Origin of the sequence: Nocardioides humi (assembly GCF_006494775.1) — a bacterium.
GTDB lineage: Bacteria > Actinomycetota > Actinomycetes > Propionibacteriales > Nocardioidaceae > Nocardioides > Nocardioides humi.
On record NZ_CP041146.1, the window covers coordinates 3,950,482 to 3,976,084 of the forward strand.

The window sequence follows — 25,603 nt, forward strand, 5'->3', positions numbered from 1 at the left end:
TCATGAGACCGGCGTGAGCACCAGCAGCGCCGTCGCTAGACTGACGAGGTCAGACAGGGGAGCACCACGAGGTGCTGAGAGTGCGGCCCGAGCCGCAGACCCTCCGAACCTGATCCGGTTAGCACCGGCGAAGGGAGTCAACCGATGCGTACGCGCATGCTCACCGGCCTCGCGGCCCTCACCGCCACCGCCCTGCTCGCCAGCGGCTGCTCGCTCCTCGGCACCGAGGACGACGGCAGCGCGAGCGACGGCTCGACGGTCACGCTGGTGACCCACGAGTCGTTCGCGATCCCCGACGAGCTGGTGAAGGCGTTCGAGGAGGAGTCGGGCTATCGGCTCCGGATCAGCAAGCTCGAGGACGCCGGGGCGCTGACCAACCAGCTGGTCCTGACCAAGGACGACCTGGTCGGCGACGTCGTGTTCGGGATCGACAACACCTTCGCGACCCGCGCGGTCGACGAGGGGGTGTTCGCCTCGTACGCGCCCGCGCTTCCCGAGGGCGCCGCGGCCCACGAGCTGGAGGGCGACGAGCAGGACGCGCTCACGCCCATCGACACCGGCAACGTCTGCGTCAACGTCGACGACGCGTGGTTCGCGGAGCAGGACATCCCGGCGCCCAAGGGCCTCGACGACCTGACCAAGCCCGTCTACCGGGACCTGTTCGTGATCCCGGGCGCCAGCACCAGCTCGCCCGGCCTGGCGTTCCTGCTCGCCACCATCGGGAAGTACGGCGACGACTGGTCGTCGTACTGGACGAGGCTCGTCGCCAACGGCGCCAAGGTCGTCAAGGGCTGGTCCGACGCCTACTACACCGACTTCACCTTCTCCGGCGGCGACCGGCCGATCGTCGTGTCCTACGACTCCTCGCCCGCGTTCACGCTCGACGAGTCGGGCGAGGGGACCAGCACGAGCGCGCTGCTCGACGGCTGCTTCGAGCAGGTGGAGTACGCCGGCGTCCTCGACGGCGACACGACCAACACCGCCGGCGCCCACGCCGTGATCGACTGGCTGCTGTCGCCCGAGGTGCAGGCCGCACTGCCCGAGTCGATGTACGTGTTCCCGGTCGCCGAGGACACCGAGCTCCCGGCCGACTGGGCGCGGTTCGCGAAGCGGCCGGAGACGACCGAGCGGGTCGCACCGGCCGAGATCGCGACCGAGCGCAAGGCGTGGCTGGAGGAGTGGACGGAGATCGTCTCGCGATGACCCGCCGGCTGGGACTGGGGCTGCTCGCCGCGGTCCCGGTCGCCGTCGTCGCCGTCTTCTTCGTGCTCCCCGTCGGCGCGATGCTCCAGCGGGGCGTGTGGCCGGACGGCTCGTTCGACCCGGGCGCCGTGCTCGACGTGCTGCGCCGTCCACGCACGGGGCGGGTGCTGTGGTTCACGGTGTGGACCAGCACCGTCGCGACCCTGGTCGCGGTCCTGCTCGGCCTCCCGGCGGCGTACGTCCTGCACCGCCTCCGGTTCCCCGGCCGGGCGCTGGTGCGCACCGCGCTGCTGGTGCCCTTCGTGCTGCCGACGGTCGTCGTCGGCCTGGCCGTGCGCCAGCTGATCGCGTCCTCGGGGCCGCTGGGCTTCCTCGACCTGGACGGTACGCCGGTCGCGATCCTGATCGGCCTCGTCTTCTTCAACGTCGCCGTGGTGATCCGTACCGTCGGCGCCGCCTGGGAGGGCCTCGACCGCCGTCCCGCGGAGGCCGCCGCGGCGCTGGGGGCGACGCCGGCGCAGGTCTTCCGGACGGTCACCCTGCCGGCGCTGCGCCCGGCGATCGTCTCGGCGGCGAGCGTGGTCTTCCTGTTCTGCGCGACCGCCTTCGGCGTCGTGCTCGTCCTCGGCGGCGTGCGGTACTCCTCGGTCGAGACCGAGATCTACCTGCTCACCGCGGACCTCCTGGACCTGCCCGCCGCTGCGGCGCTCTCGCTCGTGCAGATGCTGGCGGTCGTGGCGCTGCTCGTCGTGGTCGGCCGGCTGCGCGCCGTACCCGATCCGACGGTACGACGCGTCGCGGCCGCCCCCACGCGCCCGCGGCGCCGCGACGTCCCGGCGGTGGCGATGACGCTGCTGACCCTCGGCCTGGTCTCGCTGCCGGTGCTGGCCCTCGTCGTCGGCTCGGTACGACGCGAGGGCCGGTGGAGCCTCGCGTACTACCGCGCCCTCGGCGGCTCGGCCGAGGGCCTGCTGCAGACCTCGGTCGCCGACGCGCTGGCGGCGTCCCTGCGGATCGCGGTCGACGCGACCTGGATGTCGCTGTCCCTCGGCCTGGTGGTGGCGTTCGTGGTGACCCGCACCGTCCGCACCCGGGCCGGGCGGCGGGCGCGGGCGGTGCTCGACGGGTTCTTCATGCTCCCGCTCGGCGTCTCCGCGGTGACCCTCGGCTTCGGCTTCCTCATCGCCCTCGACTCCCCGCCGCTCGACCTGCGCTCCAGCCCGGTACTGGTGCCGATCGCCCAGGCGCTGGTGGCGCTGCCGCTGGTCGTCCGCATCCTCGTGCCGGTGCTCGCCGGCATCGACGACCGTCAGCGCCAGGCCGCGGCGTCCCTGGGGGCCGGCCCGCTGCGCACCCTGCTCACCGTCGACCTGGCCGTGGTCTGGCGCCCGCTGCTGGCCGCCGCGGGCTTCGCGTTCGCGGTGTCGCTGGGGGAGTTCGGCGCGACCTCGTTCATCGTGCGTCCGGCCGAGCCGACGCTGCCGGTGGTGATCTACCGGCTGCTCGGGCACCCCGGCGCGCTCAACTACGGCACCGCCATGGCCGCGTCGGTCGTGCTCGCCGCCGTGACCGCCGGTGTCATCCTCGTCGTCGAGCGGCTGCGGGTGCCGGCTGTAGGAGCGTGGTGAGCGTGTTGGACCTGCAGGGAGTCACCGTCGCCTTCGACGGCACCGTGGCCGTCGACGACGTCGACCTGGCGGTCGCGGACGGTGCCGTGCTCGCCGTCCTCGGGCCGTCGGGCTGCGGCAAGTCCACGCTGCTGCGCGCCGTCGCCGGGCTCGAGCCGCTGGCCGCCGGCCGGATCGCGTGGGACGGTGCCGACCTCGCCGGCACGCCCACCCACCGCCGCGGCTTCGCGCTGATGTTCCAGGACGGCCAGCTGTTCGACCACCTGACCGTGGCCCGCAACGTCGGCTACGCCCGCCGCCTGCAGGGCCTGTCCCGGACCGCCGTCCGGGCCGAGGTCGCCGACCTGCTCGACCTCGTCGGTCTCGGCGGGTACGCCGACCGCCTGCCCCGCACCCTGTCCGGCGGCGAGCGGCAGCGGGTCGCCCTCGCCCGCTCGCTCGCCGCGCGGCCCCGGCTGCTGCTGCTCGACGAGCCGCTCAGCGCCCTCGACGCCGGCCTGCGCGGCCGCCTGGCCGCCGATCTTCGGCAGATCCTCACCGAGTCCGGCACGACGGCGCTGCTGGTCACCCACGACCAGGACGAGGCGTTCGCCGTCGCCGACCGGCTGGCCGTGATGCGCGCCGGCCGGATCGTGCAGGAGGGACCCACCGGCGAGGTCTGGGCGGCGCCCGCCGACGCCGACACCGCGTTCTTCCTCGGCTACGGCCGGGTGCTCACCGGGGCGCCCGCCGCCACGCTGCTCCGGCACGCCGGCCGGGAGCCGGCGCCCGCGGTCGCGCTCCGGGCGTCCGCCGTGCTGGCCGGTCCCGACCTGCGCGACGGGCTGCCCGCCGTGGTCCGCAGCTTCCGCCCGACCCCGGACGCCGGCCGGCTCGTGGTCTCCGTCGAGGGCGTCGGCGAGCTCGACGCGGTCGGCGTGCCGGGCTGGGTCCCCGAGCCGGGCCGGCCCGTCGTCGTACGTGTGGAACCACACGGCATCGCGGTCCTGCCGGGCGGTGCCGCCGGACCGGCTGGCGAGGCACCGTAGGATCCCTCGGGTGTACCGCCGCGCCTACACCCTGCTCATCGGCACGGCCGCGCTCATGCTGGGCCTCGCGGTCTTCACCGCGTGGAAGCTGGACCGCCGGCTCCTCGACCCCGAGGGGAGCTTCCTCGGACCGTCGTACATCCGGCTGCCGCTGCTCCTCCTCGGCGCCCTCCTGCTCGACCTCCTCCCGCTGGCGCTGTGGAAGGCGCACGGGCGCCCGAGCCGGGTGCTGCCGGTCGTGCGGGAGCGGCTGCGCACGCACTGGACCCGCGAGCGCGCGACGCTGGTCGCGATCGGCGTCATCAGCTTCTACCTGACCTACGTCAGCTACCGGAACCTCAAGTCGTTCCTGCCGTTCGTGCGCTCCGACCCGGCCGCCGCGGCCGGCGAGGTGAAGGCGCTGTCCTACGACCGCGAGCTGCACATCCTGGACCGGGTCATGTTCTTCGGCCACGACCCGAGCGACGTGCTGCACGGCCTGCTGGGCACGAGCCTCACCGCCGAGATCCTCTCGCCGATCTACCTGATGTTCCTGCCGCTCGTGCCGCTGGGCGTCACGGCCTGGCTGGTCTGGTCGCGCAACTACTCCTTCGGCTACTGGTTCGTGACCTCGCAGTGCCTGGCCTGGTCGCTCGGCACGCTGTCCTACTACCTGCTGCCCACGCTCGGCCCCGGCATCGCCTACTGGCCGGAGTACACCTCGCTCGCCCACACCGGCACGACCGACCTGATGGACAGCATCGTCCGGGCCCGCGGCAACGTCCTGTACGGCGGCGCCACCGGCTCGGTGAACTCCATCGCCGGCTTCGCCAGCCTGCACTGCGCGATCACCCTGCTGTTCGCGCTGATGGTCCAGTACACGCTGCGCTCCAAGGTCCTCAAGTGGGTCTTCTGGGTGAACTTCGGCCTCACCGTCGTCGCCACCCTGTACTTCGGCTGGCACTACGTCGCCGACGACCTCGCCGGCATCGCGATCGCCATCGTGTCCTTCTACGTCGGCGGCATCGCCAGCGGGCAGAAGTTCGACCGACATCTGCACTCGCATCCGACGACCACCACGTCGAAGATCCCCGTCGAGGTCGACTGAGCCGTCGCGACCCGGCGCATCCTGACCCCGGATCCTCGCCGACCCGGCGCGTCCTCACCTGTCGCGCCCGCCGACCCGGCGCAAACCGCCCCGGCTCGCTGCGCTCGCGGGCAGTTTCCGCCGGGTCGGCTGCGGCGGCTCGCTGCGCTCCCGCCCGGACCTGGCTGAATTACAAGTGTGTAATTCGTCAAGGCGACACGCCGGTCACTTCTGAGATTTTTGAGATTTCTGTTTCGGATGTGACAAAAGAGCACTACGGTGACGCGAGTGCGTTTCCCCAGCCTCGGTACCGGCCTGCTCGCCCTCGTCGTGACGGCGGTGGTCTGCATCCCCGGGGCCCAGGCGGACCCGCCGGTGGACCCGGCCGGCCCGGCGCCCGCCGTACCGGCCGCGCCGACCGCCGAGGACGTGCAGGCGGCGCAGGAGCGGGCCGGGGCCGCGGAGGGCGACGTCGCCGTGATCCAGCAGCGACTCGCCGACGCCGCCGCCCGGCTCGACGCCGCGACGATCCGGGCCGCCCGCGCGACCGAGGCGTGGAACGGCGCCCGCTGGTCCGCTCGCAACGCCCGGGCCGCCGCCCGGCAGGCGACCGCCGATGCCGCCGTGGCCGACCAGACGCTGGCGGTGCACAAGGAGGCGTTCCGCGACGCCGTCATCACCGCCCAGGGCATGGGCCTGGACATCTCCGTCGTCGAGGCGCTGGTGAGCGCCGACGGCATGGACACGCTCCTCGAGCAGTCCTCGGCGAGCGAGTACGTCCAGTCGCTCTTCGACCAGCGCCGCGACGAGTACGTCGCCGCCGCCTCCGCCGCCGCGACCGCCGCCGAGACGGCGACCGCGGCCGCCGAGGAGGCCGACCGGGCGCTGGCCGACGCCCGGGCCGCGCGGGACGAGGCGCGCGCGGCCGCCCGCGACGCGGAGGCGGTCACGGCGCGGATCGAGGGACGTCGTACCAAGCTGGTCCGGCGGCTCGCCCGGCTCCAGGGCGTCAGTGTGGCGGTCGCGCGGGCCCGGCAGGAGGCGGTCGACGCGGAGGCGGCGGCCGAGGCGGCCGCAGCCGTGCGGGCGGCCGAGGCCGAGCAGGCCGCCCAGGACAAGGCGGCGGACAAGACGGCGGACGAGAAGGAGCCGGGCGGGCAGGAGCCGGCGGCCGACGAGCCCGCCCCCGCTCCCGCCGACGGCGCCCAGGCCGCGATCGCCTTCGCCCGCGCCCAGCTCGGCGAGCCCTACCGCTGGGGCGCCGCCGGCCCTGGCGCCTGGGACTGCTCCGGCCTGGTCGCCCAGGCCTGGGCCGCCGCGGGCAAGGCGCTCCCGCACTACTCCGTCGCCCAGTACGAGCAGTCCACGCCGATCGGCCGCGACCAGCTCCGCCCCGGCGACCTCGTCTTCTGGGCCGACGGCGGCAAGCCGTCGTCGATCTTCCACGTCGCGCTCTACGCCGGCGACGGCCGGATCATCCACGCCCCGCGCACCGGTCGCCCGGTCAGCGAGGAGTCGATCGACTACTGGCGCACGCCCGACTTCTTCGCACGCCCCTGACCCGCGCGTCACGCCGGAACGCTAGGTTCGTCCCCATGGCCGAGGAGTCCACTGCGACCGCGCCCCCCGAGCTGAAGGTCGACGTCGCCGCGCTCACCGCGCTGCTCGACGGGAAGTACGCCGACGTCCGCCGCACCGTGCGCGAGCTGCTGCCGTCGTACGCCTCCGTGCTGGAGGACGCCGAGACGATGCCGCGCGAGGAGTTCCGCGAGCGGGTCAAGGAGGTGGTGCTGGAGATGGCCGGCACCGGCGCCTCCGCGATGGGCTTCCCGGAGGAGTACGGAGGCGGGGGCGACATCGGCGCCTCGATCGCCGCCTTCGAGTCCCTCGCGTACGGCGACCTGTCGGTGCTGGTCAAGGTCGGTGTGCAGTTCGGCCTGTTCGGCGGCGCGATCCTGCAGCTCGGCACCCAGCGCCACCACGACGCCTACCTCGCCGACGTCGTCAGCGGCCGGCTGCTCGGCTGCTTCGCGATGACCGAGACCGGCCACGGCAGCAATGTTCAGGCGCTCGGCACGGTCGCGACCTACGACCCCGCCACGAGCGAGTTCGTCGTCACCACGCCCACCCACGAGGCCGGCAAGGACTACATCGGCAACGCGGCGCGGCACGCCCGGGTGGCGGTGGTGTTCGCCCAGCTGGAGGTGGCCGGCGAGCGGCACGGCGTGCACGCGCTCGTCGTACCGCTGCGGGACGAGGCGGGCGAGCCCCTGCCCGGCGTACGGATCGAGGACGACGGCGCCAAGATGGGCCTCAACGGCGTCGACAACGGCCGGATCTGGTTCGACGGCGTGCGGGTGCCGCGCGAGGCGCTGCTCAACCGGTTCGCCGACGTGACCGAGGACGGCGCCTACGTCAGCGAGATCGAGAGCCCCGGCCGCCGGTTCTTCACCATGCTCGGCACGCTCGTCCAGGGCCGCGTCTCGGTCGGCGCCGCGGGGGTGAGCGCGGCCAAGGTCGCTCTCACGATCGCGGTCCGCTACGGCCTGCTGCGGCGGCAGTTCGAGACCGGCGCGGAGCACGGTGGCGAGGAGAGCGGCGAGCAGCTGCTGCTCGACTACGGCCTGCACCAGCGGCGGCTGTTCCCCCGGCTGGCGCGGACCTACGCGCTGCACTTCGCCCAGGAGGTCCTGGCGGGCGAGCTGCACGACGTCTTCTCCGGCGTCCGCACCGACGAGGAGACCCGCCGGCTGCTGGAGTCCCGCGCGGCCGGCACGAAGGCGCTCACGACCTGGCACGCGACCGACGTGATCCAGGAGTGCCGGGAGGCGTGCGGCGGCGCGGGCTATCTCGCGGTCAACCGGTTCGCCGCGCTGAAGGCGGACACCGACGTGTTCACCACCTTCGAGGGCGACAACCACGTCCTGCTGCAGCTGGTGGGCAAGGGCCTGCTGACCGACTACGCGAGCGAGTTCTCCGACCTCGACCAGCTCGGCATGGTGCGCTTCGTGGCCGGGCTCGCGGTCGAGACGATCCTCGAGCGCACTCGCGTGCACCGGCTGCTGGAGCAGATCCGCGATGTCCTGCCCGGCGGCGGGAGCGACGAGTGGCACACCGACAGCGGCCTGCGCGACCCCAACTACCACCTCGCCATGTACCGGTTCCGCGAGGAGCATCTGATCGGCGGCGTGGCCCGGCGGCTCAAGCGCGGCGTCGACTCCGGCATGAACCCGGGCGAGGTCTTCTCGCGGGTCCAGGACCACGTCATCGCCGCCGCCCGCGCCCACGTCGAGCGGCTCGTGCTGGAGGCGTTCGTCGCGAAGGTCGAGAGCCTGCCGGACGACGACGGCGACCTGAAGCTGACCCTGAACCTGCTGTGCGACCTGCACGCCCTGTCCGGCATCGAGGCCGACCGCGGCTGGTTCATCGAGCACGGCCGGCTCACCACGCAGCGGTCCAAGGCGATCACCCGCGAGGTGGCCGAGCTGTGCCGCCGGGTCCGGCCGATCGCGCGCGAGCTGGTCGACGCGTTCGCCGTACCGACGTCGCTGCTGCGCGCCCCCGCACTCATCGGGGACGACGCATGATCCGCTCGGCGCTCACCCGCGTCCCCGGCCTCGGCGGCTGGTCCGACGACCCGCTGTGGGCGTCCTTCTACGACTGGACCGTCGAGCACCCGAACGCCGGTGGCGCGCTCTGGCGGCTCGGCGTCAACAGCGATCTGCGCCGGCTCTACCGGGCCGCCGACGAGATCGGCCGGCAGCCCGCCGGCAGCCGGATCCTCGACATCCCCTGCGGGGGCGGCGTCGCGCTGCGCGGCCTGCGTCCCGGCCAGGGCGTGGAGTACGTCGCCGGCGACATCGCGCAGACCATGCTGGACCGCACGCTGCGGGTGGCCGAGCGGCGCGGCGTCGCCGACCAGGTCGTCCCGAGGATCGCCGACGTCGGCGACCTCCCCTTCGACGACGCCTCCTTCGACCTCGTCGTCACCTTCACCGGCCTGCACTGCTTCCCCGACCCGGCCCGGGCGGTCGTCGAGATGGCGCGGGTGCTGCGCCCCGGCGGCGTCCTCACCGGCAGCGCGCTGCTCAACGACACCGGCCTCCGGTTCGAGCCGATGCGCCGGGCCGGGCGGGTCGCCGGCCTGCTCGGCCCGGGCTGCACCAGCGCCGAGCTCGCGACCTGGTTCGCCGAGGAGGGCATCGCCGACCTCGTCCTCGAGCGCAGCGGCGCGATCGCCTACTTCCGCGGCGTCAAGCGCGAGGTCGCTCGCGGGTGAGCACGGCCGCGGAGCGTCGTACCGCTGTCTTCGCGGCGCTGCGTGCCCTCCTGCTGGAGCGGCCCTGGGGCGACGTCACCCTGGAGGCCGTCGCGCGCGACGCCGGGGTCAGCCGGCAGACGCTCTACAACGCGTTCGGGTCGCGCTACGGCCTCGCGCAGGCTTACACCGTCCACCTCGCCGACGCGCTGTGCGCGCTGATCGCCGAGACCCTCGCCGCCCACGCCGACGACCCGCGCACCGGCCTCGAGGAGGGGCTGCGGCTGTTCCTGGAGACCGCGGCGGAGGACCCGCTGATCGACCGGGTCCGCGCCGGCGACGCCCACCACGACCTGGTCCGGATCGTCACCACCGACGCCGGGCCGCTGCTGGTGCGGGTCGCCGAGCGGCTCGAGGCCGCCGCCCGCGCCGCCTGGCCGCACCGGGAGCCGGCGAGCCTCCCGCAGCTGGCCCGCACCCTCGCCCGGCTGGCGCTCAGCTACGTCACCATGCCGCCCGAGTACGACGACAGCCCGGCAGCGATCGCCGCCGGGCTGTCGGAGGTGCTGGCTCCGGGGTGACTCCGAGTCGCCTCCCGGGTCAGTGCGCGCCGGTCTTGAACCGCTCGAACGACGCGGCGATCTCGGCCTCGGCCTCGGTGCGGCCCACCCAGTCGGCGCCCTCGACGGACTTGCCGGGCTCGAGGTCCTTGTAGACCTCGAAGAAGTGCTGGATCTCGAGGCGGTCGAAGTTCGGCACGTGGTTGATGTCGCGCAGGTGCTCCATCCGCGGGTCGCCCGCGGGGACGCAGAGGACCTTGTCGTCGCCGCCGGCCTCGTCGGTCATCCGGAACATGCCGATCGCGCGGCACTTGATGAGGCAGCCGGGGAAGGTCGGCTCCTGGAGCAGGACCAGCGCGTCGAGCGGGTCGCCGTCCTGGCCCAGGGTGTCCTCGATGTAGCCGTAGTCGGCGGGGTACATGGTCGAGGTGAAGAGGAAGCGGTCCAGACGCATGCGCCCGCTCTCGTGGTCGACCTCGTACTTGTTGCGGCTCCCCTTGGGGATCTCCACGAGGACGTCGAACTCCAGCACAGGCTTCCTCCACAATCTTGCGAGCACGGGCAGGGCCCGACGCGATGTTCGCGCCATTGTCCCGCACAATGTCCCGGAACGCGCAGTCGGGGAGGAGAACCGTGGCGAAGAGGGACCGCGAGGCGGGCAGGGGTCGGGTACGCCGTGTGCTCGCCGCCGTGCTCGTGGTCGCGCTGCTGGCCGGAGCGGGCCTCGCCTGGCAGACCGGGTGGGCGGAGCAGTGGTGGGACGAGCTGCGGTCGGACGCCGGCACGCCCGCGGACCCGGCCGCCGTCGCCCCGCCGCCGGAGGTCGACGTACCGCCGGTCGTGGTGCCCGACGCCCTCGCCCCCGCTGCCGACGGCACCGCTCCGCTGGACGCCGCGGCCATCCGGCAGGCGCTCGCTCCGCTGGACTCGCCCGACCTCGGCCGCCACGTCATCGCCGCGGTCGGGCCGCTCGAGGGCACCGGGCTCTCCTACGAGGCCGCGAAGGGCGCGGCCGTCGCCATCCCCGCCTCCACCACCAAGATCGTCACGGCGGCCGCCGCGCTGTTCCTGCTCGGGCCCGAGCACACCTTCGCGACGACGACCGTCCTCGACACCGGCACCCCGGGCGGGGTGCCGCGGCTGGTCCTGGTCGGCGGCGGCGACCCCTTCCTCGCGCGGGAGCCCACCGCGCCGTCGTCCGGCAGCGCGACGTACCAGCCCGAGCGCGCGGACGTCCGGACCCTCGCCAAGCGCACCGCGCGCGCCCTGAAGGCGTCGGGCGTCGACACGGTCGAGCTCGGCTTCGACGACGGGCTGTTCTCCGGGCCGGCGGTGCACCCGAGCTGGAGGCCGGAGTACATCCCCGACGAGGTCAACCCGGTCAGTGCGCTGTGGGTCGACGAGGGCCGCGCCCTCCCCGGACAGGGCCCGGTCGCCGACCCCGCGCTGGAGGCGGCCACGGTGTTCGCGCAGGCGCTCGCCCGCCGGGGCATCACCGTGGCCGGCGCGCCGGCCCGCACCCCCACGCCCACCGGCGCCGCGGAGGTCGGCCGGGTGGCCGGCCCCACCGTCGCCCAGATCGTGCAGCGGCTGATCGAGGTCAGCGACAACGCCGCCGCCGAGGTGCTGCTGCGCCACGCCGGGCTCGCCGACCAGGGCGAGGGCTCCTTCGCGGGCGGCCGGCAGGCCGTCGAGCGGGTCCTCGCGGCCAACGGCATCGACCCCCGCGGCTCGGTCCTGTACGACGGCAGCGGCCTCTCCCGCGACAACCGGCTCGCGCCCGGCGTACTCGTCGACGTGCTCCGCCTCGCAGCCTCGGCCGACCACCCCCAGCTGCGCCCCCTCCTGGCCGCGCTCCCGGTGGCGGGCTACACCGGCTCGCTCACCGACCGGATGGACACCGGCCCCGCCGCCGGCCGCGGCCGGGTCCGCGCCAAGACCGGGACCCTCACCGGCGTCACCTCCCTGGCCGGCATCGCGATCGACGCCGAGGGCCACCTGCTCGCCTTCGCCCTCATGGCCGACAAGGTCAAGAAGGTCAAGGGCGGCCTCGCCCGGATCGCCATGGACAACGCCGCCGCCGGCCTCGGTGCCTGCGCCTGCTGACGAAGTGCGCCTTCTGCAGGGACGAGGGGCGCGCAGAAGGCGCACTTCGCGCCTGCAGTCCTCGCACTTCGCGCCTGCAGTCGTCGCACTTCGGCGGGGGTGCGGCTGGGAGGGACGGCCTAGGCTTCCGGGCATGACCGCACCCGCCGTCCCGCTGCCGCCGATGATCGACTGGGGCCTGGCGGTGTCGCTGGGTTCCCGGCTGGCGGGGGAGGGGCCCGTGGTGAGCCGCGCCGAGGCGGACGAGGCGGTGGCCGAGCTGCGGGCGGGGGCGCACCGCTCGACCGGGCTGGTCCGGGAGTTCACCGGGCTGGACGCGCCGGACGGCACGGCGCCGATCCTGGTCGTCGACCGGCCGGGGTGGGTGCAGGCCAACGCGGAGGGCTTCGCGATCGCGACCCGGCCGATGATCGAGAAGATCGTCGCCAGCAAGCAGCCCAGCGGGATCGGGCTGAGGGTGGGCGCGAAGGTGACCGGCGCCGAGGTCGGGGGGCTGCTGGGGTTCCTGGCGAGCAAGGTGCTCGGCCAGTTCGACCCGTTCTACGAGCCGTACGGCCGGCTGCTGCTGGTCGCGCCCAATATCGTCCACGTCGAGCGCGAGCTCGGCGTCGACCCCCACGACTTCCGCCTGTGGGTCTGTCTGCACGAGGAGACCCATCGGGTGCAGTTCACCGCGGTGCCGTGGATGCGTGAGCACCTGTTCTCGGAGATCCGCGCGATCAGCGACACCGTCGAGCCGGCCAGCTTCCTCGACAACGGCCTGGAGCGCATCACCGAGGCGATCAAGGCCGGCCGCAACGGCGGCAGCATCGTCGAGATGTTCAGCACCGCCGAGCAGCTCGCCGTCATCGACCGGGTCACCGGGATGATGTCGCTGCTCGAGGGCCACGCCGACGTGGTGATGGACGACGTCGGCCCGACCGTGATCCCGAGCGTCGCCCAGATCCGCCGGAAGTTCACCAAGCGCCGCCAGGGCGTCGGCACCCTCGACCGGATCCTGCGCCGCCTCCTCGGCCTCGAGGCCAAGATGGCCCAGTACCGCGACGGCGCCCAGTTCGTCCGCTCGGTCGTCGACCGGGTCGGCATGGACGAGTTCAACGCCGTCTGGGCCGGCCCCGAGAACCTCCCCAGCAAGGCCGAGCTGAGCGACCCCGACGGCTGGGTCAAGCGCGTCCTCTCCTGACGATGGGTCTCCACCCCGCCGTCGCCGCCACCCGCCGGGGCGTACGACGGACGCTGGCCGATCTCGACCCCGGGACGACGGTCCTGGTGGCCTGCTCGGGCGGCGCCGACTCGCTCGCCCTGCTGGCCGCGACCGTCTTCGAGGGGCGCAAGGCGGGCCTGCGGGTGATCGGCGCGACCGTCGACCACGGCCTGCAGGAGGGCTCGGCCGAGCACGCCGCCCGCGTCGTCGCCCAGATGGCCGGGCTGGGAGCCGACGAGACCGCCACCGCCCGGGTCCGGGTCGACCCGTCGGGGCTGGGCGTCGAGGCGGCCGCCCGCCGCGCCCGGTACGCCGTGCTGGAGCAGCTGCGCGAGCACGTCGGCGCTGCCGTCGTGCTCCTGGGGCACACACGGGACGACCAGGCCGAGACGGTCCTGCTCGGCCTGGCCCGCGGATCCGGCGGCCGCAGCATCGCCGGGATGCGCCGGGCCTTCGACCACTACCGGCGCCCCCTCCTCGACGTCGCCCGGGCCGACACGGTCGCCGCCTGCCTGGCCGAGGGGATCGCGTACTGGGACGACCCCCACAACAGCGACCCCGGCTTCGCCCGGGTCCGGGTCCGGCAGCGGGTGCTGCCGGTGCTCGAGGCCGAGCTCGGACCGGGCATCGCCGCCACCCTGGCCCGGACCGCCGACCAGGTCCGCGCCGACGTCGAGGCGCTCGACGCGCTCGCCGACGCGGCGTACCAGGACCTGGCGAGTCCCGACGGCCTCCCGATCGACGCCCTCGGCCGGCTGCTGCCGGCGGTCGCCACCCGGGTGCTCCGGCTGGCCGCGCTCGACGCCGGGGCGGTCGACGCCGAGCTGTTCCACGTCCACGTCACGGCCCTCGACCGGCTCGCCCGCGGAGACCTCAGCGGGGAGGTGCAGCTGCCGGGCCACGTGACGGCGTACCGCGACGGCGCCCACCTCCGGTTCCGCCCGACGGCTGTGGCAGGCTGACGCCCATGGACGCAAGCGACGTCGCGGACGACCTGGTCGAGGTGCTCTTCACCGAGAAGCAGATCCAGGACCGGGTGGCCGAGCTGGCCGCGGAGATCGAGCGCGACTACGACGGCAAGGACCTCGTCCTCGTCGGCGTGCTGCGCGGCGCGGTGATGATCATGGCCGACCTGGCCCGGGCGCTCGGCAAGCACGTCGAGATGGACTGGATGGCGGTGTCGTCGTACGGCTCCGGCACGAAGTCCTCCGGCGTGGTCCGGATCCTCAAGGACCTCGACGCCGACATCACCGGCCGCCACGTCCTCATCGTCGACGAGATCATCGACACCGGCCTGACCCTGTCGTGGCTCACGTCCAACCTCGGCTCCCGCGGCCCGGCGAGCGTCGAGATCGCCACCCTGCTGCGCAAGCCGGAGGCGCTGCAGATGCCCGTCAAGGCGCGGTACGTCGGCTGGGACATCCCCAACGAGTTCGTGGTCGGCTACGGCCTGGACTACCGCGAGCGGTACCGCAACCTGCGCGACATCGGCACCCTCTCCCCCTCCGTCTATTCGTGATCGGGGTGCTCCCGCCCCCTGCCCAACCAGGGACCAGACAGAATGGGACCCGTCGGCGGCGTGTACCGTCGTCTGATCCTGTCGTGGAAAATGGGGAGCGAGTAAGTCTGTGAAGCGCGTTTTCAGGGGGCCCTGGCTCTGGATCGTGGTGGCGGTCCTCGCCGTCGTCCTCGCTCTCGAGTTCCTCGCGCCCGGAGGCGGGTACGACGAGATCCCCACCTCGCAGATGGCCAAGTACATCGAGAAGGGCCAGGTCGAGGAGATCACCTTCATCGACGGGGACCAGGCGATCGAGGCCACCCTCGACAAGGGCACCCGCGAGTCCGGCGACAAGGTGATGTCGTACTACATCGACGGCCAGCAGGAGACCCTGCTCGCGCAGGTCGACGAGCAGGTCGCCAAGGGTGACATCGACAAGGCCAACTCGAAGAACCCCAAGCCCAGCCTGCTCGGCTCGATCCTCGCCACGCTGCTGCCGTTCGCGCTGATCATCCTGCTTTTCATCTTCTTGATGAACAACGTCCAGGGCGGCGGCCGGGGCGTCATGCAGTTCGGCAAGTCCAAGGCGAAGATGATCACCAAGGACATGCCGAAGACCACCTTCGCCGACGTCGCCGGGTGCGACGAGGCGATCGAGGAGCTCGGGGAGATCAAGGAGTTCCTCCAGGAGCCCGCGAAGTTCCAGGCGGTGGGCGCCAAGATCCCCAAGGGCGTGCTGCTCTACGGCCCGCCCGGCACCGGCAAGACCCTGCTCGCGCGCGCCGTCGCCGGCGAGGCGGGCGTGCCGTTCTACTCCATCTCCGGCTCCGACTTCGTCGAGATGTTCGTCGGCGTCGGCGCCTCCCGCGTGCGCGACCTGTTCGAGCAGGCCAAGGAGAACGCCCCCGCGATCGTCTTCATCGACGAGATCGACGCCGTCGGCCGCCACCGCGGCGCCGGCATGGGCGGCGGCCACGACGAGCGCGAGCAGACCCTCAACCAGCTGCTCGTCGAGATGGACGGCTTCGACGTCCGGGGCGGCGTCATCCTGATCGCCGCCACCAACCGGCCCGACGTCCTCGACCCCGCGCTGCTGCGCCCGGGCCGCTTCGACCGCCAGATCCAGGTCGACGCGCCCGACCTGGCCGGCCGCAAGCGGATCCTCGAGGTCCACTCCCGGGGCAAGCCGCTCGGTCCGGACGTCGAGCTGATGTCGGTCGCGCGTCGTACCCCCGGCTTCTCGGGCGCCGACCTCGCCAACGTGCTCAACGAGGCCGCGCTGCTGACCGCCCGCAACGGCCAGAAGGTGATCACCGCCGAGACCCTCGACGAGGCGATCGACCGCGTCGTCGCGGGACCGCAGCGCAACTCCCGGCTGATGTCGGAGAAGGAGAAGCTGATCACCGCCTACCACGAGGGCGGCCACGCCCTCGTCGCGGCGGCGCTGCCGGGCACCGACCCGGTCCACAAGATCACGATCCTGCCGCGCGGCCGCGCGCTCGGCTACACGATGGTGCTGCCGGACGAGGACAAGTACTCCCAGACCCGCTCGGAGATGCTCGACAAGCTCGCCTACATGCTGGGCGGCAGGGCCGCGGAGGAGCTGATCTTCCACGACCCGACGACCGGCGCCGGCAACGACATCGAGAAGGCGACGAGCCTGGCCCGGGCGATGGTCACGCAGTACGGCATGACCGACCGCCTCGGCGCCATCAAGCTCGGCGACTCCAACTCCGAGCCCTTCCTGGGCCGCGACATGGGCCACCAGCGCAACTACTCCGAGGACGTCGCCGCGATCATCGACGAGGAGACCAAGAACTTCCTCGCCACGGCGCACCAGGAGGCCTTCGACATCCTGGTCGAGAACCGCGACGTGCTCGACGCTCTGGTGCTCGCGCTGCTCGACAAGGAGACCCTCGACAAGGAGCAGGTCGCGGAGATCTTCACCGCGCTGCACCTGCGCCCCCAGCGCCCGGCCTGGACCGGCTCGCCCAACCGGGTGCCGTCGACGATCCCGCCGGTCGAGATCCCCGAGGAGATCCGCCGCCGCGCCGAGCAGAACGGCTCGGCCCCGGACCCGTCCGAGGAGGGCGAGGGCGGCCAGATCCTCACGCCGCCCGGACCCGGCGGCGACGTGTACGGCGGCGGGCCCGCCGTACCTCCGAGCGACCCGACCCCGCCCGCGCCCCCCGCGGGCACCTGACGAGCCGAGGACCCGAGGTGCCCGACCCGATCAGCGCGCCCGACCGCGGGCCTGCCGACGTGCCCGCGTTCGATCAGCCGCGCGCGGAGGCGGCCGTCCGCGAGCTCCTCGCCGCCATCGGCGAGGACCCGGACCGCGAGGGTCTGCGCGAGACCCCCGCGCGCGTGGCCCGTGCGTACGCCGAGCTGACCGCCGGCCTGCGGATGACCCCCGAGGACGTGCTCACCACCACCTTCGACCTCGGCCACGACGAGATGGTGCTGGTCCGCGACATCGAGCTGTGGTCGATGTGCGAGCACCACCTGGTGCCGTTCACCGGCGTCGCGCACGTCGGCTACATCCCCGCCGAGAGCGGCAAGATCACCGGTCTGTCCAAGCTGGCCCGCCTGGTCGACGTCTACGCCAAGCGCCCTCAGGTCCAGGAGCGGCTCACCACCCAGGTCGCCGACTCGCTCATGGAGATCCTCGATGCCCGCGGCGTGATCGTGGTGATCGAGGCCGAGCACCTGTGCATGACCATGCGCGGCGTCCGCAAGGCCGGCGCTCGGACGATCACGTCCGCTGTGCGCGGGATCATGCACAACGCCGCCACGCGGTCCGAGGCGATGGCGCTCATCCACAGCCCGCGCGGCTGAGCGCGCGATGCGCACCGACCAAGGCCCGCTCAACCGGGTCGTCGTCACTGCCGACGGTACGGCGCGGGTCAGCTGCCGCCCCCGTGGCAGCGAGCTCCGGGATCTGACGGACGCCGAGTCGGTGCGCTGGGTCCACTGGTTCAGCGCTCTTCCGGGACTGCTCAGCCTTGTGGGGCTGCTGCTCCACCACACGGCCTACCGGCGGGCCTGGCGGGTGACCGTCGAGCCCGCTGCTTCGAGCGGCAGCGCGATCCAGGTCGGCGGCGACCTCGACAAGGTGCGGTCGATGCGGGTGTTCGCGGAGCTCGTCGACTGGCTCGAGAGTGGACGGCACGTCGACGACTTCCCGGTCGGGTGATCGGGCGGGTCGCTCCGATGCCGTCCCACCAGTCTCATTCGTCTCATGCGACGGGCGGTTCATGCACTTGTCAGGTGTTGCAACCCCTGACAAGCGCATGGATCCCCGGACATCCGGGGATCCATGCAGCAGCCAGCCCAGCCACGCAGCTCAGCCACGCAGCTCAGCCGGCGAGGTACGCCGCCAGGGCCTCATCGGCGTCGGCGCTCACGAACCCCGTACCGGCGAGCTTGTCCAGGGCCAGCGTGCTGTGCAGCGGGCGGGGGGAGAGGTCCTTGCCGGCGGCGTACTCCTCGGTGGTCACCGTGCTGACCCGGGCGGGGTCGTGGCCGGTGAGCTCGAAGACCCGGCGGGCGTACTCGGCCCACGAGCGGGGGGTGCCGCCGTTGGTGACGTTGTAGGTGCCGTACGGCGCCTCGGTGGCCACCAGGTGGGCGGTGGCGCGCGCCAGCTCCGAGGTGAACGTCAGCCGACCCACCTGGTCCGACACCACCGCCGGGTCGACACCGTCGGCGGCGAGGCGAGCCATGGTGCGCACGAAGTTGTGCCCCTCGCCGATCACCCACGACGTGCGCAGGACGTAGTGGCGCGGGGCACCCGCCACGACGAGGTCGCCGGCCGCCTTGGTCTGGCCGTACACGCCGAGGGGCGCGAACCCCTCGTCCTCACGGTGCCCGCCGGGGACGGGGGAGCCGTCGAAGACGTAGTCGGTCGAGTAGTGGACCAGGGTGATCCCGCGTGCGGCCGCCAGACGGGCCAGCGCGGCGGGCGCCGCAGCGTTCGCCGCCCAGGCGGTCGCCCGGCCCTCCGGCGTCTCGGCCTTGTCGACGGCGGTGTAGGCGGCCGCGTTGAGGATCAGCCCGTACTCCTCCCACGGCCAGGCGGCCAGGGCGGCGTCGTCGGTGAGGTCGAGCTCGTCGAGGTCGACCAGCGTCGCGTCCGGGAAGACCGCGGCGAGCGCCCGTCCCAGCTGGCCGCGGCAGCCCGTGATCAGCGTCCTCCTCGGCTGCATCGGCTGCACGTCGCCCAGCAGCGGGTTGGTGCGGTCCTTGGCCGAGAGCTCCGCCTCGGGGGAGTCGAGCGGGATCGGCCACGGGATCGCAGCGGTGGGATCGGCCAGGTTGAGCGCCGGGTAGGTCTTGCCGGCCACGTAGTGGTCGTTGACGAGATAGGAGTACACCGTGCCGTCGGCCAGCGCCTGGTAGGAGTTCCCGACCCCGCGCGGCACGAACACGGCGATGCTCTCGTCGACCTCGGTCCAGTACGTCGCGCCGAAGGACAGGCCCTCGCGCATGTCGACCCACGCGGAGAACGCCCGGCCGGTGGCGACGGACACGAACTTGTCCCACGGCTCGGTGTGGATGCCGCGGGTGGCGCCCCGGGCCACGTTGAAGCTCATGTTGTTCTGCACCGGTCCGAAGTCGGGCAGGCCGAGCGCCACCATCTTCTCGCGCTGCCAGTTCTCCTTGAACCAGCCGCGGTCGTCGCGGTGCACCGGCAGGTGGACGACGAGCATCCCGGGGATGGGCGTCGTCTCGACGCGCAGGTCGCTCACGCTCACTGGCCCTTGGCGGCGTACGACGCCTCGGTGGCGTCCTTGTTGGGCCGCCACCACGCCTCGTTGTCCCGGTACCACGCCACGGTCTGCGCGAGGCCCGCCTCGAAGTCGCCGTACTCCGGGCTCCAGCCGAGCTCCGTGCGCAGCTTGCCGGAGTCGATGGCGTAGCGCAGGTCGTGCCCCGCGCGGTCGGTGACGTGCTCGAAGTCGTCCTCCGCCCTGCCCATCAGCCGAAGGATCATCCGCACCACCTCCAGGTTGGACTTCTCGCCGTCGGCGCCGATGAGGTACGTCTCGCCGATCCGGCCCTGCTCCAGGATCCGCAGCACGGCGGAGGAGTGGTCCTCGGTGTGGATCCAGTCGCGGACGTTCTCGCCGGAGCCGTACAGCTTGGGCCGCCGGCCGTCGAGCACCTCGGTGATCTGGCGCGGGATGAACTTCTCGATGTGCTGCCACGGCCCGTAGTTGTTGGAGCAGTTCGAGATCGTGGCCTGCACCCCGAAGCTGCGCACCCACGCGCGCACCAGGTGGTCGGAGCCCGCCTTGGACGCTGAGTAAGGAGAAGAAGGCTGATACGGCGTTTCCTCGGTGAACCGCTTCGGGTCGTCGGCTGTGTCATCGACGAGGGGCAGGTCGCCGTACACCTCGTCGGTGGACACGTGGTGGAACCGGACGCCCGCCTTCCGCACCGCCTCCAGCAGGGTGAAGGTGCCGATCAGGTTGGTCTGGATGAACGGCGAGGGGTCGTTGAGGGAGTTGTCGTTGTGCGACTCCGCGGCGTAGTGGACGACCGCGTCGTGCTGCGCCACGAGCGGCTCGACCAGGCCGGCGTCGACGATGTCGCCGACGACCAGCTCCACCCGGTCCTCGGGCAGCCCGGCCAGCGACTCCCGGCTGGCGGCGTACGTCAGCTTGTCGAGCACCGTCACCGAGGCGTCGGTGTGACGGACGAGATGATGGACGAAGTTGGAGCCGATGAAGCCGGCTCCGCCGGTGACGAGGATGCGCACGCCGGTCAGCCTATGTTGGAGAATGCCGTCGCGACGCATCGAGGTTGGCGTCAGCGAGGCCGAGCAGAGGAGTGGGACAGCATGCGCGGGATCATCCTGGCCGGGGGCACGGGAAGCCGGCTCCACCCGATCACGCACGCCATCAGCAAGCAGTTGATGCCGATCTACGACAAGCCGATGATCTACTACCCGCTCTCGACGCTGATGCTGTCGGGCATCCGCGAGGTGCTGGTCATCACCACGCCCCACGAGGCCGACCAGTTCCGCCGCCTGCTCGGGGACGGGAGCCAGTTCGGGATCGAGATCACGTACGCCGTGCAGCCGTCGCCGGACGGCCTCGCGCAGGCGTTCCTCATCGGCGAGGAGCACCTCGCCGGCGGCGGGGCCGGCCTGGTGCTGGGCGACAACATCTTCTACGGCGCCGGCCTCGGCACCCGCCTGCGCCGGTTCCAGGATCTCGACGGCGCCGCGGTGTTCGGCTACCGCGTGGCCGACCCGACGGCGTACGGCGTGGTGGAGTTCGACGCCGAGGGCCGCGCCCTCTCGCTGGAGGAGAAGCCCGAGAAGCCGCGCAGCCACTACGCCGTGCCGGGGCTCTACTTCTACGGCCCCGACGTCGTCGACAAGGCCAAGACCCTGAGGCCGTCGGCCCGCGGCGAGCTCGAGATCACCGACCTCAACCGGCTCTACCTCGACGAGGAGCGGCTCCAGGTCGAGGTGCTGCCGCGCGGCTCGGCCTGGCTCGACACCGGCACCTTCGACGACCTCAACGACGCCAGCAACTTCGTGCGCGCGCTGGAGGCCCGGCAGGGCACCAAGGTCGGCGCGCCGGAGGAGATCGCCTGGCGGCTCGGCATCATCGACGACGCGCGGCTCGAGGAGCTGGCCCGGCCGCTGCTCAAGAGCGGGTACGGCCGGTATCTCCTCGACCTATTGGCCGAGGCCGCCGACGCGGGTCCCAATCATCTGCTTTGACGCGAGCCCGTCGCAGATCGTGCTCGCCGCCCGGTCCTCGCTGCGCTCGGACCGCGGGCTTCGCACGATGCGGCTTCGCCGCCGTGCGCCGCGCTGCCGCGTGCGCCGTCGAGCCCGGTAGGTGGTTGCGTCCGCGTGGCGGCAAGACCGAGCGTGGACGAGACGGAGCGTGGATCAGCGACCGCGCAGCCGGCCCAGCAGACCCCTGCGGGCGGGCGGCTCCTCGGCGGGGACCCGCAGGAGCAGCCCGTCCTGCGCGGAGTAGTCCAGGACGATCGGCCCGACCTGCGTGCCGGCGGGCAGGTCGCTGAACGCCCGCTTGATGCCGGTGCGCCCGTCCAGCTCGCACATCCCGAGCACCAGGTGGGCGCCCGGCGGCACCGGGCCGCCCATCGCGGCCGTCCGCGGGTCGAAGCGCGCGGTGAACCGGCCGGCCGGCTCGAGCGTGCCGTCCTCCTGCTCGACCAGATCGACCGCCGAGGTCGCCGGCAGCAGCCAGTTGACCCGGGTCGGTGCGTGCCGGATCGCGACGTCGACGAAGGCGCCCGAGACGTCCGCGCTCGGCGTCAGCCCGCGCTCGGCGAGCAGACCGGCCAGCGGCTCGGGCAGGTCGCGCACGATGCTCCCGTCCGGCGTACGACGGGCGAACGGCTGCCCGGGGACCCGACTCCAGGCCACGGTGCCGGTCACGGTCACACCGCCGTCGCCGGCGTCCTCGACCGCCGTGACGGTGAACTCCGGCTTCCGGTCGATCCCGTCGCGCAGGAAGTCGGCTGCCGCCTCGGCGTACCCGGCTCGGAACAGGGTGATCGCCACCCGGCTGCGCTCGGGGAGCAGCGCGTCCAGCTCGGGCGGCACGTACGCCGCCAGCATCCGCGCCACCTCGGCCCGCGCCTGCGCCACGGAGGCGTCCTCGGGGTCGGCGCGCTGGCCGAGCTGCGAGACCAGCCGCACGTGGACGTTCTGGGCGAGCAGCTCGTCGCGGATCCCCGGCGTCTCGACCTCCGCGATCAGCCGGAACAGCCTGTCGAGATAGGGCCAGTACTCCGGATCGCCGCTGTAGTCGAGCTTCGTGCCGTCGCTGGACGTCGAGTTGTTCTCGGCGGTCTTGCGCCAGTGGTAGAACGGCGTCGAGCTCAGCAGCGCCACCTGCGGCTCGCGCCGGATCACGCCGACGTGGAAGAACAGGTCCTCCCACAGGTGTCGCGGCGCCTCCGGGAACCGGATGTCGTGCTCCAGCAGGTACGTCCGCCGGTACAGCTTGTGCGGTGTCATCGGCAGCAGCCCGCGCAGCGGCTCGTCCCGGGCGTCCGGGCTGTCGTGGGTGTAGTGCGTGAGCCCCCACCGGGCGATCTGGGTCCGCACCTCCTTGCCGTTGACCACGTCGGCGCCCGCCTCGTCGCCCAGCGCGACGCCGGCGCGGAGCGCGTCGGGATACAGCTCGTCGTCGTGGTCCATGAAGAGCACGTAGCGCCCGCGCGCCTCCCGGACACCGACATTGCGCGGCCGGCTCGGCCACCCCGACGCCTCCAGGACGAACGCGCGGTAGTTGGCCCGCGGTGCCGCGATCCGCTCGATCCGCTGCGCGGTGTCGTCGGGCGAGCCGTCGTCGAGCAGCAGCACCTCGATCTCGGCCTGCGGCAGGGTCTGCGCGTCCAGCGACGCGATCGCCCGGTCCAGCCCGGGCCCGGAGCGGTAGGTCGGGATCACGACGGACACCGCAGGAGCCTCGGCCATGCCCGAAGTCTAGTGTCGCGCCATGCGCCGGGTGGCGCACGTCGCGGGGGAGATCCCCGGCCGCGAGCGCCACCGGCCACCGGCCACCGGCCACCGGCCACCGGCCACCGGCCACCGGCCGCCGGCGCTGAGAGCGCTGACTGCGCCGACCACTAGGGTTTCGGGCATGACTGCTCCGCCGGCCCCGCTGGTGATGGGGGTCGTCAACGTCACGCCGGACTCCTTCTCCGACGGGGGCCGGTACGACGACCCCGAGCGCGCGATCGCCCACGGTCGCGAGCTGCTGGCGCAGGGCGCCGACATCCTCGACGTCGGCGGCGAGTCCACCCGGCCCGGGGCGACCCGGCCGCTGCTCGCGGAGGAGCTCGACCGCGTCGTACCCGTCATCGAGGCCCTCGCCGGCGACGGCGCGACGGTCTCGGTCGACACCATGCGCGCCGAGGTCGCGGCCCGTGCGGTCGACGCCGGCGCCCGGATCGTCAACGACGTCTCCGGCGGCCTGGCCGACCCGGAGATCCTCGACGTGGTGGCGCGCACCGGTGCGACCTACGTCGCGATGCACTGGCGCGCCCACAGCGACCGGATGCAGCAGTTCACCGAGTACGACGACCAGGGTGGCGTGGTCGCCGCCGTGCGCGCCGAGCTGGCGGAGCGGGTCGCGGCCATCCGCGCCGCGGGGGTCCGCGACGAGCAGGTCGTGCTCGACCCCGGGCTGGGCTTCGCCAAGCTGGCGCACCACAACTGGGAGCTGCTGCGGCGGCTCGACGTCCTGGCGGGGCTCGGGTTCCCGCTGCTCGTCGGGGCCAGCCGCAAGACCTTCCTCGGCCGGCTGCTCGAGGACGCCGCGGGCGAGCCGCGGCCGGTGGGGGAGCGGGAGGCGGCCGGGGTGGCCCTGAGCGGCCTGCTGGCGGCGGGACTCGGCGGGGCGGCGGTGTGGTGCCTGCGCGTCCACGATGTGCGTGCCCACCGCGACGCGCTCGCCGTTGCGGCACAGTGGGGGCCAGCCGCGGATCGGGCCGTGGCGCCGGAGAGGGACGGGGAATGACGGACGAGCTGAGCATCCTCGGCATCGAGTGCTTCGCCCACCACGGCGTCTTCGACCACGAGCGACGCGACGGCCAGGTCTTCAGGATCGACCTGACCCTGGGCATCGACACGGCCCCCGCGGCCGCCTCGGACGACTTGCGCAACACTGTTGACTACGGAAGCCTCGTCGACCAGGTCGTGGCCGCCGTGACGAGGGACCCGGTCGACCTGATCGAGACCCTCGCGCAACGGATCGCGGACACCTGCCTGTTGGACCCTCGTGTTGAATGGGTGCGTGTGACCGTCCACAAGCCGGATGCGCCGATCCAGGCGACGTTCGCCGACGTACAGCTCACCATCACCCGCCGCCGTGAGGCGGCAGGGGTGGGAGACCGAACCGGGAAGGCAGAGGGCCCAGCATGACCGAGACCCCCAATCCGAATATCGTCGACGCGGACACGCTGACCGGCGAGATGCGGCCGATCCGGCGGGTGGTGATCGCTCTCGGCTCCAACCTCGGCGAGCGCTTCGCGACCCTCCAGGGCGCGCTCGGCGCCCTCGCCGACACCCCGGAGGTCTGGGTCACCGGGGTCTCCCCGGTCTACGAGAGCACGCCGGTCGACTGCCCGCCCGACGCCCAGAACTTCCTCAACGCGGTCGTGCTCGCCGACACCACCCTGTCGGCCCACCGCCTGATCGACCGGGCCCTGGCCATCGAGGACGCCTTCGAGCGCGAGCGCAGCGAGGTCAAGAACGCCCCGCGCACCCTCGACGTCGACCTGATCGTGGTCGGCGACCGCCGCAGCGACACCGACGAGCTCCGCCTGCCGCATCCCCGCGCCCACGAGCGGGCGTTCGTGCTGCAGCCCTGGCTCGACGTCGAGCAGGACGCCGTCCTCCTCGACCGCGGCCCGATCGCCGACCTGCTGGCGGCGATCGGCACCGACGGCCTGACCCGCCGCGACGACCTGGTGCTCGAGACGGAATGACCTCGGCGTGAGCCGGGACCCGGTCCAGCCGCCGGAGGAGCCCGAGCAGCCTCCGGGACCCTCGCCGGACGGGCTCCGGCCGACCGGGCTGCCCACCGTCCTCGGCTGGGCCGCGGTCGGACTCGTCGCCGGCTGGGCCGTCCAGCCGCTGTGCGACCGGCTGGGCGTCGTACCCCCGCTGGTGTCGGCCCCGCAGCCCCTCGCGCTGCTGCTGCTCGCCGCGATCCTGGGGTACGTCGCCTGGGTCACCCACCGCGCCGTGCACGTGCGCCGCGAGCGGCTCGAGGCGCACCAGGCCGTCAACCGGCTGGTCCTGGCTCGGGCCAGCGTGCTGGTCGCGGCGCTGGTGACGGGCGGCTACGTCGGCTACGCGCTCTCGTGGATCGGCGACCCGGCCGAGCTGGCCGACGAGCGGATGGCGCGGTCGTTCGCCGCGGCGGCGTGCGCGCTCGCGGCGGTGGTCGCGGGCCTCTTCCTCGAGCGGGCCTGCCGGGTCCGCGACGACGATCCGCCCGCCGGCCGAGGCTGAGCGCCCGGGTTTCAGGGTGGCGCGCCGGGGAG

The 25,603-nt window shown here is 73.1% G+C and carries 24 protein-coding genes and 1 riboswitch; of the genes, 20 read left to right on the forward strand and 4 right to left on the reverse strand.

The features are described from left to right. The first annotated feature begins 45 nt into the window (after nucleotides 1-45). Nucleotides 46-153: riboswitch (TPP riboswitch) on the forward strand. The 8 genes from FIV44_RS19255 (at nucleotide 145) to FIV44_RS30660 (ending at nucleotide 9,764) form a co-directional block, all read left to right on the forward strand. Next, nucleotides 145-1,203, forward strand: a complete 1,059-nt coding sequence (locus tag FIV44_RS19255; protein WP_141005857.1) for a thiamine ABC transporter substrate-binding protein — start codon at nucleotides 145-147, stop codon at nucleotides 1,201-1,203. Its footprint overlaps the riboswitch before it by 9 nt. After that, nucleotides 1,200-2,831: an ABC transporter permease gene (locus tag FIV44_RS19260; RefSeq protein ID WP_141005858.1), complete on the forward strand. Its 1,632-nt coding sequence runs from the start codon at nucleotides 1,200-1,202 to the stop codon at nucleotides 2,829-2,831. The genes FIV44_RS19255 and FIV44_RS19260 overlap by 4 nt, the downstream gene beginning before the upstream one ends. A 2-nt stretch (nucleotides 2,832-2,833) precedes the next feature. Further along, nucleotides 2,834-3,859, forward strand: coding sequence for an ABC transporter ATP-binding protein (locus FIV44_RS19265; RefSeq protein ID WP_141005859.1), 1,026 nt, complete (start codon nucleotides 2,834-2,836; stop codon nucleotides 3,857-3,859). 10 nt (nucleotides 3,860-3,869) lie between these two features. Next, complete coding sequence (locus FIV44_RS19270) at nucleotides 3,870-4,946, forward strand: phosphatase PAP2 family protein (protein ID WP_246086498.1); 1,077 nt, start codon at nucleotides 3,870-3,872, stop codon at nucleotides 4,944-4,946. 267 nt (nucleotides 4,947-5,213) lie between these two features. After that, entirely contained in the window at nucleotides 5,214-6,485 is a 1,272-nt protein-coding gene (locus FIV44_RS19275; protein WP_141005860.1) for a C40 family peptidase, read from the forward strand. Between the two features lie 35 nt (nucleotides 6,486-6,520). Beyond that, complete coding sequence (locus FIV44_RS19280) at nucleotides 6,521-8,512, forward strand: acyl-CoA dehydrogenase family protein (protein WP_141005861.1); 1,992 nt, start codon at nucleotides 6,521-6,523, stop codon at nucleotides 8,510-8,512. Beyond that, complete coding sequence (locus FIV44_RS19285) at nucleotides 8,509-9,204, forward strand: class I SAM-dependent methyltransferase (protein ID WP_141005862.1); 696 nt, start codon at nucleotides 8,509-8,511, stop codon at nucleotides 9,202-9,204. The genes FIV44_RS19280 and FIV44_RS19285 overlap by 4 nt, the downstream gene beginning before the upstream one ends. Further along, on the forward strand, nucleotides 9,201-9,764 hold the full coding sequence (locus FIV44_RS30660; protein ID WP_181410697.1) for a TetR/AcrR family transcriptional regulator: 564 nt from the start codon (nucleotides 9,201-9,203) through the stop codon (nucleotides 9,762-9,764). Before FIV44_RS19285 ends, FIV44_RS30660 begins: the two co-directional genes overlap by 4 nt. Before the next feature lie 19 nt (nucleotides 9,765-9,783). On the opposite strand, the gene FIV44_RS19295 is transcribed toward FIV44_RS30660, so the two are convergent. Next, nucleotides 9,784-10,272: an inorganic diphosphatase gene (locus FIV44_RS19295; RefSeq protein ID WP_141007963.1), complete on the reverse strand. Its 489-nt coding sequence runs from the start codon at nucleotides 10,270-10,272 to the stop codon at nucleotides 9,784-9,786. A gap of 104 nt (nucleotides 10,273-10,376) precedes the next feature. On the opposite strand from FIV44_RS19295, the gene dacB reads away from it, so the two are divergent. The 7 genes from dacB to FIV44_RS19330 all read left to right on the forward strand — a co-directional run bounded on the left by dacB (nucleotide 10,377) and on the right by FIV44_RS19330 (nucleotide 17,747). Beyond that, nucleotides 10,377-11,849 carry a D-alanyl-D-alanine carboxypeptidase/D-alanyl-D-alanine endopeptidase gene (gene dacB / locus FIV44_RS19300; protein WP_141005863.1) on the forward strand — a complete coding sequence of 491 codons (1,473 nt, stop codon included), beginning with the start codon at nucleotides 10,377-10,379 and terminating at the stop codon, nucleotides 11,847-11,849. A gap of 133 nt (nucleotides 11,850-11,982) precedes the next feature. After that, nucleotides 11,983-13,032 (forward strand): zinc-dependent metalloprotease, encoded by a 1,050-nt coding sequence (locus FIV44_RS19305; protein WP_246086499.1) that lies wholly within the window; start codon nucleotides 11,983-11,985, stop codon nucleotides 13,030-13,032. 2 nt (nucleotides 13,033-13,034) lie between these two features. Beyond that, complete coding sequence (tilS, locus tag FIV44_RS19310) at nucleotides 13,035-14,015, forward strand: tRNA lysidine(34) synthetase TilS (protein WP_141005864.1); 981 nt, start codon at nucleotides 13,035-13,037, stop codon at nucleotides 14,013-14,015. Nucleotides 14,016-14,020: 5 nt separating this feature from the next. Further along, nucleotides 14,021-14,572, forward strand: coding sequence for a hypoxanthine phosphoribosyltransferase (hpt, locus tag FIV44_RS19315; RefSeq protein WP_141005865.1), 552 nt, complete (start codon nucleotides 14,021-14,023; stop codon nucleotides 14,570-14,572). Between the two features lie 109 nt (nucleotides 14,573-14,681). Next, entirely contained in the window at nucleotides 14,682-16,754 is a 2,073-nt protein-coding gene (gene ftsH, locus FIV44_RS19320) for an ATP-dependent zinc metalloprotease FtsH (RefSeq protein ID WP_141005866.1), read from the forward strand. A 59-nt stretch (nucleotides 16,755-16,813) separates the two neighbouring features. Then, nucleotides 16,814-17,389: a GTP cyclohydrolase I FolE gene (gene folE / locus FIV44_RS19325; RefSeq protein ID WP_246087049.1), complete on the forward strand. Its 576-nt coding sequence runs from the start codon at nucleotides 16,814-16,816 to the stop codon at nucleotides 17,387-17,389. 7 nt (nucleotides 17,390-17,396) lie between these two features. Further along, nucleotides 17,397-17,747 (forward strand): hypothetical protein, encoded by a 351-nt coding sequence (locus FIV44_RS19330; protein WP_141005868.1) that lies wholly within the window; start codon nucleotides 17,397-17,399, stop codon nucleotides 17,745-17,747. 163 nt (nucleotides 17,748-17,910) lie between these two features. On the opposite strand, the gene FIV44_RS19335 is transcribed toward FIV44_RS19330, so the two are convergent. Together FIV44_RS19335 and rfbB are read right to left on the reverse strand one after the other, a co-directional pair. Next, complete coding sequence (locus tag FIV44_RS19335; protein ID WP_246086500.1) at nucleotides 17,911-19,302, reverse strand: sugar nucleotide-binding protein; 1,392 nt, start codon at nucleotides 19,300-19,302, stop codon at nucleotides 17,911-17,913. A 2-nt stretch (nucleotides 19,303-19,304) separates the two neighbouring features. After that, a complete protein-coding gene (rfbB, locus tag FIV44_RS19340) occupies nucleotides 19,305-20,354 on the reverse strand; it encodes a dTDP-glucose 4,6-dehydratase (RefSeq protein WP_181410698.1) in 1,050 nt (349 codons plus the stop codon). A 42-nt stretch (nucleotides 20,355-20,396) separates the two neighbouring features. Here rfbB and rfbA point away from each other — a divergent pair, with 42 nt between their 5' ends. Continuing rightward, nucleotides 20,397-21,290 carry a glucose-1-phosphate thymidylyltransferase RfbA gene (gene rfbA / locus FIV44_RS19345; protein ID WP_141005869.1) on the forward strand — a complete coding sequence of 298 codons (894 nt, stop codon included), beginning with the start codon at nucleotides 20,397-20,399 and terminating at the stop codon, nucleotides 21,288-21,290. A gap of 174 nt (nucleotides 21,291-21,464) precedes the next feature. Here the strand turns inward: rfbA and FIV44_RS19350 are convergent, their stop codons facing one another. Further along, nucleotides 21,465-23,027 carry a glycosyltransferase family 2 protein gene (locus tag FIV44_RS19350; protein ID WP_141005870.1) on the reverse strand — a complete coding sequence of 521 codons (1,563 nt, stop codon included), beginning with the start codon at nucleotides 23,025-23,027 and terminating at the stop codon, nucleotides 21,465-21,467. A gap of 166 nt (nucleotides 23,028-23,193) precedes the next feature. Here FIV44_RS19350 and folP point away from each other — a divergent pair, with 166 nt between their 5' ends. Genes folP through FIV44_RS19370 form a run of 4 tightly spaced genes read left to right on the forward strand, consistent with a single transcriptional unit; the run spans nucleotide 23,194 to nucleotide 25,571 of the window. After that, nucleotides 23,194-24,072: a dihydropteroate synthase gene (folP, locus tag FIV44_RS19355; protein ID WP_246086502.1), complete on the forward strand. Its 879-nt coding sequence runs from the start codon at nucleotides 23,194-23,196 to the stop codon at nucleotides 24,070-24,072. Then, nucleotides 24,069-24,476: a dihydroneopterin aldolase gene (gene folB, locus FIV44_RS19360; RefSeq protein WP_141005871.1), complete on the forward strand. Its 408-nt coding sequence runs from the start codon at nucleotides 24,069-24,071 to the stop codon at nucleotides 24,474-24,476. The genes folP and folB overlap by 4 nt, the downstream gene beginning before the upstream one ends. Further along, nucleotides 24,473-25,042: a 2-amino-4-hydroxy-6-hydroxymethyldihydropteridine diphosphokinase gene (gene folK / locus FIV44_RS19365; protein ID WP_141005872.1), complete on the forward strand. Its 570-nt coding sequence runs from the start codon at nucleotides 24,473-24,475 to the stop codon at nucleotides 25,040-25,042. Before folB ends, folK begins: the two co-directional genes overlap by 4 nt. 7 nt (nucleotides 25,043-25,049) lie before the next feature. Next, complete coding sequence (locus FIV44_RS19370; RefSeq protein WP_246086503.1) at nucleotides 25,050-25,571, forward strand: DUF3180 domain-containing protein; 522 nt, start codon at nucleotides 25,050-25,052, stop codon at nucleotides 25,569-25,571. Nucleotides 25,572-25,603: the final 32 nt, after the last annotated feature.